12 protein-coding genes, 1 pseudogene and 1 riboswitch are annotated in these 15281 nt (G+C 54.7%); of the genes and pseudogenes, 10 read left to right on the top strand and 3 right to left on the bottom strand.

Annotated elements, in window-relative coordinates; all coding sequences use genetic code 11:
- The first annotated feature begins 95 nt into the window (after positions 1-95).
- From ENN66_08265 to ENN66_08250, 4 genes are all read left to right on the top strand, one after another.
- A complete protein-coding gene (locus ENN66_08265; GenBank protein ID HDS16580.1) occupies positions 96-1775 on the top strand; it encodes an FAD-binding protein in 1680 nt (559 codons plus the stop codon).
- A 97-nt stretch (positions 1776-1872) separates the two neighbouring features.
- On the top strand, positions 1873-3036 hold the full coding sequence (locus tag ENN66_08260; GenBank protein HDS16579.1) for an ADP-forming succinate--CoA ligase subunit beta: 1164 nt from the start codon (positions 1873-1875) through the stop codon (positions 3034-3036).
- A gap of 89 nt (positions 3037-3125) precedes the next feature.
- Positions 3126-3998 (top strand): succinate--CoA ligase subunit alpha, encoded by an 873-nt coding sequence (sucD, locus tag ENN66_08255; GenBank protein ID HDS16578.1) that lies wholly within the window; start codon positions 3126-3128, stop codon positions 3996-3998.
- Positions 3999-4365: 367 nt separating this feature from the next.
- The gene (locus tag ENN66_08250; protein ID HDS16577.1) at positions 4366-4863 is read left to right on the top strand and encodes a hypothetical protein; all 498 of its coding nucleotides are present in this window, start codon (positions 4366-4368) and stop codon (positions 4861-4863) included.
- A 180-nt stretch (positions 4864-5043) separates the two neighbouring features.
- Here ENN66_08250 and arsB read toward each other — a convergent pair.
- From arsB to ENN66_08235, 3 genes and pseudogenes are all read right to left on the bottom strand, one after another.
- A pseudogene (gene arsB / locus ENN66_08245) lies at positions 5044-6216 on the bottom strand (ACR3 family arsenite efflux transporter).
- Between the two features lie 113 nt (positions 6217-6329).
- Positions 6330-6776, bottom strand: a complete 447-nt coding sequence (locus tag ENN66_08240; protein ID HDS16576.1) for an arsenate reductase ArsC — start codon at positions 6774-6776, stop codon at positions 6330-6332.
- Positions 6777-6849: 73 nt separating this feature from the next.
- A complete protein-coding gene (locus ENN66_08235) occupies positions 6850-7224 on the bottom strand; it encodes an ArsR family transcriptional regulator (GenBank protein HDS16575.1) in 375 nt (124 codons plus the stop codon).
- A gap of 104 nt (positions 7225-7328) precedes the next feature.
- Here ENN66_08235 and ENN66_08230 point away from each other — a divergent pair, with 104 nt between their 5' ends.
- From ENN66_08230 to ENN66_08205, 6 genes are all read left to right on the top strand, one after another.
- Positions 7329-7652, top strand: a complete 324-nt coding sequence (locus ENN66_08230) for a cupin domain-containing protein (GenBank protein HDS16574.1) — start codon at positions 7329-7331, stop codon at positions 7650-7652.
- A 208-nt stretch (positions 7653-7860) separates the two neighbouring features.
- A riboswitch (cobalamin riboswitch) is annotated at positions 7861-8048 on the top strand.
- Between the two features lie 150 nt (positions 8049-8198).
- Positions 8199-10325 carry a TonB-dependent receptor gene (locus ENN66_08225; GenBank protein ID HDS16573.1) on the top strand — a complete coding sequence of 709 codons (2127 nt, stop codon included), beginning with the start codon at positions 8199-8201 and terminating at the stop codon, positions 10323-10325.
- Between the two features lie 36 nt (positions 10326-10361).
- Positions 10362-11462: an iron ABC transporter substrate-binding protein gene (locus ENN66_08220; protein ID HDS16572.1), complete on the top strand. Its 1101-nt coding sequence runs from the start codon at positions 10362-10364 to the stop codon at positions 11460-11462.
- Positions 11417-12523 carry an iron ABC transporter permease gene (locus ENN66_08215; GenBank protein ID HDS16571.1) on the top strand — a complete coding sequence of 369 codons (1107 nt, stop codon included), beginning with the start codon at positions 11417-11419 and terminating at the stop codon, positions 12521-12523. The genes ENN66_08220 and ENN66_08215 overlap by 46 nt, the downstream gene beginning before the upstream one ends.
- A gap of 9 nt (positions 12524-12532) precedes the next feature.
- A complete protein-coding gene (locus ENN66_08210; GenBank protein HDS16570.1) occupies positions 12533-13282 on the top strand; it encodes an ABC transporter ATP-binding protein in 750 nt (249 codons plus the stop codon).
- Positions 13283-13591: 309 nt separating this feature from the next.
- On the top strand, positions 13592-15040 hold the full coding sequence (locus ENN66_08205; protein HDS16569.1) for a hypothetical protein: 1449 nt from the start codon (positions 13592-13594) through the stop codon (positions 15038-15040).
- The last annotated feature ends 241 nt before the right edge of the window (positions 15041-15281 follow it).

Raw genomic sequence — 15281 nt, 5'->3', positions numbered from 1 at the left:
TCTTGTTTTTGCGGTTGAAAAAAATGGTGAAAAAAAACAAGAAAATAACCTATAAGGCACTAATTAACTGACAGTTATAAACGAGGTTTATGATCATGGGTTACACACGTGAAATGCTGGATTTGATCAAAAAGGTCGAAGCCAGTCGTCCCGAAAGGCTGGAGCGCAGCCAGAAAGGGATCGATTTTGAAGCTCTGACCCTGGCCGGCCGGGAAGATGTTCTGAACAGATTTCATCCTGATTACAAGGCCGCCGGTCGTCGCGATGTCAAAATCGGCCCGAGCAAGGGAGAAAACTATCCCGATGAATTTGTTGACGTTCTCGAAGCCAAAGCCCGGCTCCTCGTGTCCGGCGCCGAACTTGAGAAATTAACGGCTTATGAAACCGAGGTTCTGGTAATCGGTGGTGGTGGCGGCGGGACTTCTGCGGCACTGATGGCCCAGGAAAACGGCTGTAAGGTTATTCTCGCGACCAAGCTGCGCCATGGTGACGCCAATACCGTCATGGCCGAAGGCGGTATTCAGGGCGCCACTCAGGAAGTCGATTCGCCTTACTATCATTACCTGGATGTTATCGGCGGCGGTCATTTCACCAACACCCCGGAGCTGGTGGCGGCGCTGACCAATGACGCTCCTCTGGTGATCGCATGGCTTGAGCGGCTGGGGCTGATGTTTGATAAACATCCAGACGGCCGCTTGCGGGTGCGTCACGGCGGCGGAACCTGCCGTAAACGGATGCATTCTTCCGGGGATATGACGGGTTCGGCGATTATGCGGGTCTTGCGCGACGAGTCGCGTAACCGGGCCGCCGACATTACTGTGCTCGAGTTCTCCTCGGCGGTTGAAATTCTTAAGGACAGTCAGGGACGGGCAGCGGGCGCCCTCTTTTTCAACATGGAAACCGAAGAATATTTTGTGATCAAGGCCAAAGCCACGGTGATCGCCACCGGCGGCTACGGTCGTCTCCATATTCAGGGTTTTGCAACTACCAACCATTACGGAGCGACCGCTGATGGACTGGTCATGGGTTACCGGGCCGGTGTCCCCTTGGCTTTTATGCACTCGACTCAATATCATCCCACCGGCGTGGCTTTTCCGGAACAAAATATCGGTCTTTTGATCACCGAGAAGGTTCGGGGCTTGGGGGCCAACCTTCTTAATATCGAAGGCGAGCAGTTTGTTTTCGAGCGCGAACCCCGCGATGTGGAGTCAGCCTGCATTATCCGCGAATGCCTGGAACGGGGGAAGGGTATCATTACTCCGACCGGGCGAATCGGGGTCTGGCTTGATTCACCGATGATCGAGGTGCTTGAAGGCGAGGGCGCGGTTAAACGGGAATTGCCGGCCAAATACATTCAGTTTATGCGTTACGGTATTGATATCAGCAAGGTGCCGATGCTGGTCTATCCGACTTTGCATTATCAGAATGGCGGCCTGACCATCAAAGACAACAGCGCCACTAATGTCGAAGGACTGTTTGCCGCCGGCGAAACCACCGGGGGAGTGCACGGTGAAAACCGTCTGATGGGTAATTCGCTACTTGACATCACGGTCTTCGGCCGCCGGGCCGGTATCAATGCCGCCGCCTACGCTAAAGGTTTCAGCGGAGCCGTCAGCGGGATCAATATGGATCACGTGCTGGCCTATCACAAGGAACTCGAGGCCGCCGGAGTCGAAACCGATCGGGTTGCGCCCTTGATTCTTCCCAACTACACGCGGGAAGAGGTAATGGAAAAACAATTGACGACCAGTTATCAAGGCGGTATGAGGGTTTAAAGAACTTACTCGATGTTTTATTACAGGAAAGGCGGGGCTGGTTCCCGCCTTTCCTGTAATAAAGTAAACTGCAAGCAAGTAAAAATCAGGAGGAGTGATGAAAATTCACGAATATCAGGCCAAAGCTCTGCTCAAGGAAGCCGGAGTCCAGGTTCCCAGGGGCATTCCGGTTTTCAAGCTCGAAGAGGTTGAAGCCGCGGTCAATGATCTGGGCGGAGGGACGGTTGTGGTCAAGGCTCAGATTCATGCCGGCGGCCGGGGCAAGGGCGGCGGCGTTAAGGTGGTAAAGGGCTTGGCCGAGGCGCAACAGGCCGGCGGTGAAATTCTGGGCATGCAGCTGGTCACCCATCAGACCGGCCCGGAAGGCAAGAAGGTTCAGCGCCTGCTGATTGAAGAGGGCATGGATATCAAGAAGGAGTTTTATTTCGGGATTGTCGTGGACCGGGCCCATGAATGTCCGGTGATCATGGCCAGCACCGAGGGCGGCATGGAAATCGAAAAGGTCGCGGCTGAGACACCGGAAAAGATTATCAAGGAGTATGTCGACCCGGCTTTGGGACTGCGGCCTTTTCAGGCGACCAAAATTGCCTATGCTTTGGGTTTTAGCGGCAAGGCCGTGCGTCAGGCCAGCTCTTTTTTCATGCATCTCTATAAATTTTTTGAAGCCCAGGACTGTTCCATGGTTGAAATCAACCCGCTGGTTGAAACCGGAGATGGTCGGGTCCTGGCTCTTGACGCCAAGGTCAATTTTGATGATAATGCGCTTTATCGGCATCAGGATCTCTGGCCCGGATTAAGGGATCTCGCCGAGGAGGAGCCTTTGGAAATTGAAGCCTCAAAATATGGGCTCAATTACATCAAACTCGACGGTGAGGTCGGCTGCATGGTCAACGGTGCCGGGCTGGCGATGGCGACCATGGATATTATCAAGCTGGCTGGAGCTGAGCCCGCCAACTTCCTGGATGTTGGCGGCGGCGCCAATGCCGAATCGGTGGCCAACGCTTTTCGCATTATTTTATCCGATCCCAATGTCAAAGCGGTACTCGTCAATATTTTCGGTGGCATTGTTCGTTGCGACCGAATCGCCAGCGGGATTATCGAAGCTACCAAAATGGTTGAGGTCAAGGTTCCCCTGGTGGTTCGTCTTGAAGGCACCAATGCGGAAGAAGCCTCGAGAATTCTCGAGGAGTCTGGGATTAACATGACCGTCGCCCGCGGTCTTGCCGATGCCGCGCAGAAGGTTGTCGCTGCCTTCAAATAATTTGAGCTGATGCGCGTGGCCTCAGAGAAGCTTTGGAGGCGGGCCTGCCCGGGTTTTTTTGAGCCGCAATTTTAAGGAGATAGATTGTCATGTCCATCTTAGTTAATAAGCAAAGTAAAATAGTGGTCCAGGGGATCACCGGCAATGAGGGAATGTTTCATGCCCGTCAGTGCGTTGTCTACGGTACGCAAGTGGTTGCCGGCGTGACTCCGGGCAAGGGCGGTCAGAAAATGGATGAAATTCCGGTTTTCAATACCGTCGATGAAGCCGTCAAGGCGACCGGCGCCGATGTTTCGCTGATCTTTGTGCCGCCGGCGTTTGCCGCCGATGCGATCATGGAAGCCACCGATGCCGGAGTCGCTCTGGTGGTTTGTATCACTGAGGGTATCCCGACACTCGACATGCTTGAGGTTAAAGCCTTTATGAAAGGTAAGAAGACCCGGATGATCGGTCCCAACTGCCCGGGCATCATTACCCCGGATCAGGCCAAGGTCGGAATTATGCCGGGATTCATTCACCGGCAGGGCAGTATCGGGGTTATTTCCCGCAGCGGTACCCTGACCTACGAAGCGGTAAAACAACTGACTGAACGGGGTCTGGGACAGTCAACCTGTATCGGTATCGGCGGTGATCCGATTATCGGCAGTCAATTTATTGATCTTCTCGCTCTTTTTGAGGACGATCCCGAGACGGAAGCGGTTGTCATGATCGGTGAGATCGGCGGCAGCGCGGAAGAGGAAGCGGCCCGGTTCGTCAGCGACAACATGACCAAACCGGTAATCGGTTTCATTGCCGGCCAGACCGCTCCTCCGGGCCGGCGCATGGGGCATGCCGGAGCCATTATCGCCGGCGGCAAGGGTACCGCGGCTGAAAAGATGGCTGCCATGACCAAAGCCGGAATTCATGTCGTCAATAGTCCGGCGGATATCGGTGCCACCATCCTCAAGGCCCTGGGCCGCTGAAAGTTGCGTCCTTAAATTATTTATGTCATGGCTCAAATAAAAAACCCGGCTTTTAAGCCGGGTTTTTTATTTGAGCGCACTTGCTGTCCGGCAAGAAAGCTTGCTGTTGATAAGGCTTCCCGAGAAAAGTCGAACTTTTAAATATTATCGTGGGGGCAAACTGCCTGTAAGCCCATGACACTCATGAGCAGCTCTATTTGAATACCGTTTTGAAAACCGTTCGGTTGCTTACTGAAACAAGAATCTCGGTAGGGTCAAGAATCTGCGCTTTTTTCTGGAGGTTGATCAAAAAAATCAACTTGCTTTTTAGAACTAAAATCATTATGTTTGGTAAATTATAAATGTTTGACCACTTCAGGAGATCAGCATGTCCGAACCCAAGCATTGTGACCGCCCGTTTCCCCAAGCGGAAAAATTTTTCTGCCGGGTCATCCGCCAGCTTTTTCACCTCGACGAACTGGTTCATATTCTGGTCGCCCTCACTCTGGTAATCATTGCCCTGCTGCTGCTCGGCCACACCGCCAGCTATTTTTTGTATTTCAGGAATGTCCACGGCCTGCTTAAAGCGGTTAACATGGTATTGCTGGTGTTGATTGTCATGGAGTTGCTCTGGCCAGTGCTCTCCTTTCTCAAGAAAGACCCGTTCACCTTGAACCCCTTCATCTATGTCTGTATCATTTCCAGCATTCGTCGGATTCTGATTGTGGAGGCCGAAATGTCGATCGGTCACTACGACCACCATGCCTATGCCCTGGAAATCGGTCTGAGTGTCGGCACTATCTTAGTCATGACCATTGTGCATTACATTTACAACAAGGGTCGCATCCTTGAAAAACGCGGTTCCCTGCCCGAACACCAAAAATGATGCGGCCTCAAGCCGGCGAGCAGCGGGCCGTCAATACGGGTTGGCTCCAGGTATTGTCAGTTTGGTGATCAGGCAAAAAGCTTATTCTTGTTGAAGAATGTCACAATTTTTATTTTAATATCAATGGCTTAAAAGATTCACTCAGGTGACTTCTTTAAGCCTTGAAGCTTGGTTTTAAAATCAGTCCTGGGTTCGTTTACAGAGGCTGACCAGCAAGAGCATGACCGGAACTTCGATAAGCACGCCGACCACTGTGGCCAGAGCGGCTCCGGAGGACAGCCCGAAGAGCATGACCGCAGTGGCGATTGCGACTTCAAAGTGGTTGGAGGCGCAGATCATGGCGGCGGAAGCGGCGTCTTCGTATTTCAGTTTGGGTAATCTTGCCAGACCGTAACCCAGAGTAAAAATCAGAATCGTCTGCAAAAAAAGTGGAACCGAGATCCAGAGAATAGTGAGTGACCTGGCGAGAATGACTTCGCCCTTGAAACTGAAAAGCAGGATCAGGGTCAAAAGCAGGGCACTAATCGTGATGGGGGTCAGAACCGGAAGAAATCTGTTTAGAAACTGTCTTCACCTTTGTGTCCGATAATCCATTTACGGGTGCCATAACCCGCGATGAGAGGCAGGACCACATAGATGGCGACCGACAGCAGCAAAGCCTACCAGGGAATCGGTAGTTTGCCGACGCCCAGTAAAAAACCGCCGAGAACCCCGTACAGGACCAGCATGGTCAAAGAATTGATCGCCACCATAACCAAGGTCAGGCCGTCGTTACCCCGGGCAAGATAGCCCCAAACCAGGACCATGGCCGTACAGGGAGCGATGCCCAGCAGAATGCAGCCGGCAAAAATAACTGCGCCAGAGGGGAATCTCCAGCATCTTCAATCCTTCATGCAGAACCACCGTGCCGGCCCCATGTCGGGTACCGAGCGGCAGATCAAGCCCGAACGGCATTTTGACCAGATCCAGAGCCTCGGTTCCGATCTATCCCCTGAACAGAAATCCGAGAAACAGGAGAGCAATGCCATACATGGTAAAGGGTTTGATTGCCCAGTTGATAAACAGGGTCAGAAAAACCGGTTTGCCGCTTTTCCCGGCCTTGATGACGCTGGCGAAATCAATCTTTACCATGATCTGATACATCATGAAAAACAGGCAGATGGCGATCGGAATGGAAACCACTGGAGCGCCGTTGATCTTGATGGCCATGCCGTCCAGGGACGCGGTCAGACCGGGTGCGATTTTGCCCACAATGATTCCGGCAAAAATACAGAGGCCGACCCAGACGGTCAGATATCGTTCGAAAAGACTGTTCATTTTGCGCTCATCAGCGCAACCGGTAGGTTTGCTCATTCTGTCACTCCAAGCAGATGTCATCAAAGAGGGTTGCTTATCATGGTGGTCTGGTGTTCCATGGTTATTCCCGATTTAACCTTTTTGCGACCTGTTTTGTCCGGTTGCGACCTTTACTGTTGCAAGGCTGCAGGAAGGGTTGCGATGAAGGCCCTGATTTCATCTCGTACCCGGCGATAAATATCGAGCTGAGCTTCCGTTGAAGCCCCTTGAGCCGCCAGTTCCCGGGCCAGTTGAGGTGGGTCATCGAAGCCGACATGAAGAAGTTTATGGTTTCCCGGGAGAAACGGGCAGGTCTCATGGGCGTGTCCGCAAACGGTCACGACGGCATCCAGCGGGCTGTCTTTGAATTCATCAAGCAGTTTGGATCTCTGAGCGGAGATGTCGACGCCGGCTTCCGCCATGACTTTAACGGCATTTGGATTTAAGCCATGGTTTTCGACTCCGGCCGAGAAAGCCTCAAACTCTTTGTTTTTGAGATGACGAGCCCAGCCTTCGGCCATCTGGCTGCGGCAGGAATTGCCGGTGCATAGAAACAGAATCTTAAGTTTGAGGTTCATTTTTAAGCCTTTGATTTTAAATGGTATCTTGGTAACTATTCGGCGCTGAATAGTTTACTTGTCTTTTATCCTTTTAGAGCAGGGGTTTTTTATCTCGCTGCCGGCGGAAGATCTCTTCCTGGCCGCAGGAAAGAATTTTCTCAAGTTGTTTTTTGTCGGCTTGAATTTCGGCGGCTGTAGTAAATTCAGTTTTGATCCAGGCGCGCACGGGGGCAAAGGACTGAGGTGTGTCGTGAAGTTTGTAATAGATCCAGCGTCCGTCTTTCCGACTTTCAATCAATCCGGCATTGATCATGATTCCCAGATGCCGGGAGGCGGTGGCGCCGCTGATCTGTAATAATTCGGTGATCTGGCAGGCGCAGAGTTCACTAAAAAACAGCAGCGCGCCGAAGATGCGAAGTCGGTTGCGGTCAGCCAGAGCTTTAAAGATCGGCAGCAAAGTATTCATTTTCCCCTCACTTCTTATCCCTTTCGTATGATTGCATATTTAGCTAAACGACTAAGCGATATCAAGGGAGCATAGCGCGCAACCATAACTTTTCTGGAGGAGACATGAGCGAGCAAAGCTCTTTGCTGACTAATATCCCGCATTATTTACCGCAGGAAGTTTTCGAGACCATTTGCCGTGGTGATAATCTGCGCATCGAGCGAATCTTATCCTGGGGGCAGGCCTCTCCGGAAGGTTTCTGGTTCGACCAGGATGATAATGAATTTGTCGTGCTGATTCAGGGGCGGGCCTTGCTGCGGATAGAAGGACGAAAAGAACCGCTTCGGCTTGAACCCGGTGATTACATCAACCTGGCCGCGCACGTTAAGCACCGGGTGGAGTGGACTGAGCCTGATGCGGTTACCATCTGGCTGGTGATTTATTACTGAATGACGGCAAGCTTTGCATGAGGGTTGCCGGCTTTTTGTGTTTGGTGGACGGGCGCGCCGGATACAGGCTTGTCCGTTGCATGTCTTCCACATACGAGTTTTTTCTCGGCTGTGCATTTTACTTTATTTTTTGATAAGAAGATGAATGGCGCAAGTTGATATCCTTTTGCTTGACAAGGGTGGGAAAATGATTTAAAGTAGTGGCCTGTAAACGACATAACATTCAGGTGCTCATTTACGAGCCGAACAGGGAACCCCGTGCAAATCGGGGACGGGCCCGCCGCTGTAACCGGGAACGAAAGCCGAAACAAACCACTGGCTGCCAACAGGCCGGGAAGGTTCGGCGAGTAGGACGATCCGGAAGTCAGAAGACCTGCCTGAATGAATTTTAGTCGACTCTCGCGGAAAGAGGCCGGCTGACAGCGATCCTTCAGGTTGAATCAGGGAAACCCGGGTCGAAACTTTTTGTTTCGGCCCGGGTTTTTTATTTATTCGGCTCTCTGCCTGTCTGCCTCTCGGGAGTCATTTGCTGACGAGGAGCAGTCTATGAACGACACGTTTCACCCCCACCCCCAGCGGCTGAGCGCCGCCACCCTGATCACGTTTTTCCTGCTTTTTTCATGGTTTGTACTGGTTTCTCCGACGGCCGCCGTGGTCGAAATCGACGATCTGGTGGTGACCGCGACCCGGACCGCGACCGCCGGTTTCGACCTGCCGGCCTCGGTTGAGGTCGTCAATCAGGAGCAACTGCAGCGGCTAAACTCGCCGACCGCGGGTCAGTCTTTAGCGGAACTGCCTGGAGTTTCCCTGGCCCGGGACGGCTATTGGAAAATCAGTCCGGTAATCCGGGGTCTGGGCGGCAATCGCGTCTTGGTTCTGATCGACGGTGACCGCGAGAGCAATCTCTGGGCCGGCCGTGCTCCCCTGACGCCTTTTCTTGATGCTTTTGATGTCAGCCGGATTGAGGTGGTCAAAGGCCCGGCCTCGGTGCTCTACGGCAGCGACGCCCTGGGCGGGGTAGTCAATATTCTTACCTCTCGGCCCGATTATGCCGAAGCCGAGGCCTGGACTCTGGTCGGACGGCTCGGAGGACGCTACGCCAGCGTCGATCAGGGGTGGTCCGGCGGGGCGAGCTTAAGCGGCGGCGGCCACGGCTTCGATTTCGGGTTGACGGTCAGCGCCCGCGACGCCGATAATTTCGAGGCCGGAGGGGGCAATGAGGTCGCCAACAGCCAGTATGAAGGCGCCAGTCTGAATTTCCGAGGGCGTTACTTCTTTACCGACAATCAGGACCTAAGCCTTGACCTCCGCAGTAACCGGATCAGTGATATGGGCGTACCGCAGAAGGCGCTCTCGGCCTATTCCCATTTTACCCGTTTCGACACCGATTCCTGGAAGCTTGCTTGGCATGCCGAAAAAATGGGCGGGTTCGACGATCTTGAACTGCGCACCTGGTATGTCGATCAGACCCGGAAATTCGAGGGTAATATCCACAGTGACTCCCAGCCCATGTATACCCTAAAAGAAAATACCATCGACAGTTCAGCGCTCGGGGCTTCGCTGCAGACGAAATTCGCTTTTGGCCATCGCCATCAGCTGGTGGCCGGCTGTGAGGTCGTGCATGAAGCATGCGAAGGCGAGGAAAGACAGATCAAGAAAAAAGACGGCAGCAATCTCATTGCCAAAGTTCTTCGTTTTGAACCGGTACCCGATGCCGACCGCGACCATTTCGGCGTCTATCTCCAGGACGAATTCTTCCTGCGGCCGGATTTGAGTCTATTCTGCGGCCTGCGCTATGATTATTTTACCGCTGATGCCAAGGACTCGACTTTTACCACCGACGCCTACAATGCGACCGGCACCGCGATCAATAAAACGACCAGTGAAACCAGTAAGTTCAAAGCGGTCAGCGATGACGCTCTGACCTTTAATCTCGGCCTGCTCTACGCCGTTAACGAACAGATCCACCTGACCGCTAACCTGGCTTCAGGTTTCCGGGCGCCGGATATCTTTGAGCGTTTTTCCACCCGGGGCGGCAGCTACATTATTATCGGCGATCCCGAGCTTAAACCCGAATATTCCTGGAATGGCGAAGTCGGCTGCAAACTCAATTATCGCCGTTTTCGCCTGACCGCCGCCACCTACTACACCCGGGTGACCGATTATATCGATCTGGTCAATAACGGTAAACTTTTCGCCGGTCTCGAAACCCGCGAATACGTCAATGTCGATGACGCCGAGCTCTACGGAGCCGATGGTTCTCTGGAAATCGACCTGACGGGAAAAATCTGCCTGTTCGGCAACCTCGCCTGGGTCCTGGGCCGCGACCGTAAAAATCACGAGCGGCTTAACGATATTCCGCCGCTCAACGGCATCGCCGGTCTGCGCTGGCGGGATCGAATGGCGGGCGGATACGATTGCTGGCTTGAGTGCAGCGGCAACTTCTTCGACCGCCAGGACGACCCGGCCCCAGGAGAACGCGAAACCCCGGGCTACACTTTCTTCAATCTGCGCGGGGGCGTCAGATTCGACCTGGCGGCGCTCAAAGACATCGCCCTGACCTTGAACATCGAAAACCTTTTCGACAAGAAATACCGCGATCATCTCAACGCCGCCGATTTTTATGACGATCCCGGGTTAAATGTGATTGCCGGTTTGGAATTTTCGTTTTGAAAATAACTCTCTTGATCATTCGCTGAAGAACCACAGATGAACACAAATATTCCTGCACAAGCTGTTTACCTCGCGATTTTTTTTCTCCTGCTGTTTTCATTGCCGGACAGATCATTAGCCCTCGAGGTGGTTGATATCAGTGGCCGCCAAGTATGGGCGCCGGACCAGGTTGTGCGCCTGGTGGCCCTGCGCGGCGCTTTGAGCCTGGCCGTCTATCTGGAACTGAGCGATCGGGTGGTCGGGGTCGAATCTCAGGAAACCGCAGACAGTCGATGGGTCGGTTCCCGCGGCCGGACCTACCGGATGGCCCATCCGGAACTGGGGGGTCTGCCGGTGGTGGCCTCGCGGCAGCAACTTCAGCCCGAGAAAATCCTAGCGGTCGCGCCCGATCTGATCGTGCTCGGCAGCGGCAATCGGCATGAAGCGGAGACTTTAGAACGTCAGACCCGGATTCCGGTGGTGCTGGTCGGCAGCGGCGATCTCGGCGGCGAGCGCGAGCTTTTTTATCAGAGTCTGCGTCTTTTCGGCCGTTTGACCGGGACGGAAGACCGGGCCCGGGCCGTCATCGACCGCATCGACCGGGAAACGGCCGCGTTGGCCGGCCGGGTGGCCGCCATCGCGCCGACGGCCCGCAAAAAGGTTTACATCGGCGGCCTGCAGTTCAAAGTAGCGCACGGGATTCTCGGCACCAGCCGTGATTATCCACCTTTTCAGATGGCAGGCGCGCTCAATGTGGTTGATGCCCTGCCGGTAGACCGGCAGCTGGTGCGCGGACGTTTTTCCCTGAAGCTGGAAACATTTGTCGGTCTGGAGCCGGAGGTGGTTTTCATCTGTGGCGGCGGCCTCGATCTGGTCAACGAGGATTTGCGTAAACCTGTGTATCGACAGGCCCACCCTTTACAAGGTCAGCCGCTGCATTTGCTTTTACCCCATTACTACGGCGCCGATCCGGCCACGGTGTTGAGTGAGGCCTGGTATGTCGGCAAGGTGCTTTATCCGGAGTTATTTCATGATATCGACATCGCCGCCAAGGCCGATCAGCTCTATGGGTTTTTCGTCGGCCGGCCCCTGTATCAGGAAATGGCGGATTTATTCGGTGGTTTTACAGTCTTCCGCCCAGCCGACCGACAGGAGTAGCCGACGTGCTTGCCGTAGCCTATCAACGCTATCGCCGCAGCCGGCTCCGTCGACTCTGGTTGCTTTTGACCTTGTTGCCGCTGCTGGCCGCCCTGATTCTCTTTTCCGGATTGGTCGGTGATAATCCGGATTTGTTCTGGCGGCAGTTGCAGATAAACGACGCTCTGCCCCATCTGATCGTCTGGCAGATCAGAATGCCGCGACTGCTCGGAGCCCTGTTGGCCGGTGGTGGGCTGGGTCTGGCCGGTTTGGTTCTCCAGGTGGTGCTGAAAAACCCGCTGGCGGCACCGACGACTTTAGGCATTGCCCAGGGGGCCGCCTTTGGCGCCGCCCTGGCGATTACCCTGGCCGGCAGGGCCGAAGAAGATTTAAACACCCTTACCGGTTTCCTGGTCGCATTAGGGGGGCACGCCAATCTGATTGCCGGCTCAGCCTTTGTCTTTTCCCTGCTTACCACCTTGGTGATCGTGTTTCTGGGCCGCCTCAGGCGCGCGGGGCCGGAAACTATCATCCTGGCCGGCGTCGCGTTAAGTTCACTGTTCCTGGCGGGCACTACCTTTCTCCAGTATTTTGCCGACGACACCCGCTTGGCGATGATCGTCCACTGGACCTTCGGCGACCTGAGTCGGGGTTCATGGCCCGAGCTTATTCGCCTGGCGTTAGTTATTGTTCCGGCGGCGCTTTATTTTTTTAGTTGTCGTTTCAGTTACAACGCCCTGGCGGCCGGCGACGAGGTGGCTTTCAGCCTCGGCGTCAATGTCACCAGACTGCGACTTATCAGCATGCTGGCGGCCGCTCTGGTCACGGCGATGATTGTCGCTTTTTTCGGGATTCTGGGTTTTGTCGGTCTGGTGGCGCCGCACATGAGCCGGCGTCTGGTCGGAGCCGACAACAGTCTGCTGCTGCCGCTGTCCATGGTGATGGGCAGCCTGGTTTTGCTGGGGGCTGATCTGTTCGGTTCCCTAGTGCTCGATCCGGTAGCACTGCCAGCCGGGGTCGTAACCGCTTTTCTGGGAACACCGGTTTTTCTGCTGCTGCTGTTCGGCGGCGACCGGGGTTGAGGGGCGGCGATGATCAGATTGGATAATTTAAGTTTCGCTTATCCGCAACAGCCGGTGCTGAGCGGTCTTACTGCCGTTTTCACCCCGGGCCGCCTGCATGTCGTGCTGGGTGGTAACGGCGTCGGCAAGACGACTTTGATCGGTTTGCTGGCCGGGCGTCTGAAACCGGCCCGGGGTTGTGTCCGTCTGTCGGAAAATATTCTACATACTTTACCGGTGGAAATTCTGGCCCGGCGGTTGGCGCTGGTAACCCAGCGCCAACCGCTGACCGAATTGACGGTAATCGATTATCTGCTGCTCGGGCGCAAACCCTATCTCGGTTGGCGGGTCGGCGCCGCCGATCGAGAGGTGGTTTTCATGGTCCTGCGGGAATTGGCCCTGGAACCTCTGGCCCTGCGTCCACTTTCGCGTTTAAGCGGCGGTGAATTGCAGAAATGCGCGATTGCTCGGGCTCTGGTCCAGCAGCCGAAGATTCTGCTGCTGGATGAAGCCACCAGTAATCTCGATCTGAAAAACCAGCTGGCGATGATGGACATTATTCGGCGGGAGACCCGGGAACGTTCCCTGGTAACCATCATTACGCTGCATGATCTCAACCTGGCCTTACGTTTCGGCGACCATTTTTTTCTGCTCAAGGACCAGCGTTTTCTGGCTCAAGGTGATCGATCGGTGCTGACTGATGACAATCTCAGTCGTCTTTACGAGGTAAACATCAGGGTTTTTAAGGATGTCGAGGGTAACCTCTCGGTAGTTGTGTGATTGCAGGTTCATCGCTGCGGCGCCGATCGTAATAGATCGGATGTTTAAGTATCGTTTTGTTTAAGGGTGGGGCTGAAATCAATTCTGTCCCCAGCGCGAAACCCTGAGCCGAAGCTGTTTTTTGCTGCTGTTTTTTATGGACGGGCAGGGGCCTAAAACAACTATGGGGTGCGGAATAAAGGACCGCATTAGTGAACTTTGCAGTCGGAAAACTCCACGGTGTCGGCGACGGACAGGCAGAGAATATAACTGTTACGGCGCCAAAGTTTTTTGTAATCGCATGCTGTCGCTGCTGAAAGGAAATTTATCATGCGAACCATGACCATCGCCGCCGGCGGCAACTTGGGCCGAGCGGCAAAACTCCATGAAATGCTGGTTGGAGCTTTTCCGGCCCTGTCCTGGCGGCTGAGTTCAGAACCTCTGTCCCGGCTGGCGGCCGAGACGGCATTGGAACTGGGGGAAATCGACATTTATCTCGGGGCGGGTAAGCTGTCCGCTTTGATAACGGGACTCGATTATTTTTATCTGCCGCCGCTTTATGTCCAGGCGCTGACTGATGAAATTGCCGACCGCATTTTTCTGGTTTTTCGGGAGCGTGACGAAATTGTCCGTCGCATTCGCAATTTCCTGCTGCCGCCTCTGCTTTTTGTCGGCAGCGGTATCGGCGGCGTCGACAATCTCACCCGGGCGGCGGCCCGTACCCTGGCGGACTGCGAGGTCTGTGTCTATGATTCGCTGATTCCGGTCGGAGTCCTGGAACTGCTGACGGCCGACTGCGAACGGCTTTTTGTCGGCAAGCGCAATGGCTGTCATGCCATGTCCCAGCCCCGGATCAATGAATTGCTGTGCGAGCAGGCCCGTTCCGGGCGGCGCGTGGTGCGGCTAAAAGGTGGTGACCCGGCGATCTTCGGCCGTCTGGCCGAAGAAATCTCCGCTTTAAGCCGTGACCGCCTGGCTTTTCGGGTGTTGCCCGGGGTCAGCGCTTTCAATGTGGCGGCTGCGTCTACCGGTCTATTGCCGACCCGCCGGGAGCTCAATCGGGGCTTCACCGTGGCAACCCCGCGCCGGGCCGGCAGTCATGCCTTCACCCCTTTGAGCGCTGTTGAAAAGCGAAATCTGCCGACCATTTATTATATGGCCGCCACCCAGGTGAGTGAATTGGTCGCTTTGTACCGGGCCGACGGTTTTGCCGCCGATTGGCCGATCGCCTTGGTCTTCGATGCCGGTTCCTGGCGGGAAAGCGTGATCTGCGGCTGTCTGCATGATATTGAAGGTAAACTTGATCATGAGGCCCTGAGCGGTCGTCCGGCCCTGGTTATGCTGGGAGAAGGGGCGGCTGAGGCTTTTCTTTTTCCCTTGGCCCAGCCGTTAAGCGGCAAGGCGGTTCTTTGTCGCGGCCGCTCGTTGAACCAGGCCGCCTTAAGCGAACAGATCGAAAATTTCGGCGGTCGACCCTGCTGGCAAACCCCGGAAGAAGAATTTCCGTCCGGCGCAGATTTCCCGGTCCTGATTTTTACCGAGAGCGGCGATCTGGCCCGTTATCTGGCAAAAGCACGGGATCCGCGGGGGCGGGTAATCTGCTTTCTGCGGCCGCCGCGATTGACTTCGAGCCTGGTGGGTTTCAGAGCGTATCCCCATCTGCTGACGGCGACCGATGCGATCGAAGCTGTCGAGCGGATCGCGCTGTTTTATCTCAATCGCGAACTTACCGAATATCTGGGAAGCGGCTCGTGGATGACGACGCCCCCTGGCCTGTAGCGCTTGACCGAGGTCGAAGCCGGTAGCTTTCGCTTGATCGACAAACTAATTGCCCATCGGGTCGCCGGGGGTGTAATGATTTGTATTTCATAGGTGGTTTTTTATTTGTAAGGCTGGGAAAAACCTGACGCGAGTTTTTATTTCCGACCAAGTCCCTTTAAGGTGCGGAGCGTAAAGTTATTGGGGGTGCGGGGTGCGGTCCGACCCGCAACAGAAATTTTTTTAAAGGAGGAAGGCTCAT

The sequence above is a fragment of the Pseudomonadota bacterium genome, from assembly GCA_011049115.1.
Lineage (GTDB): Bacteria > Desulfobacterota > Anaeroferrophillalia > Anaeroferrophillales > Tharpellaceae > DSCM01.
This window is presented reverse-complemented; position numbering and strand designations above follow the sequence as displayed.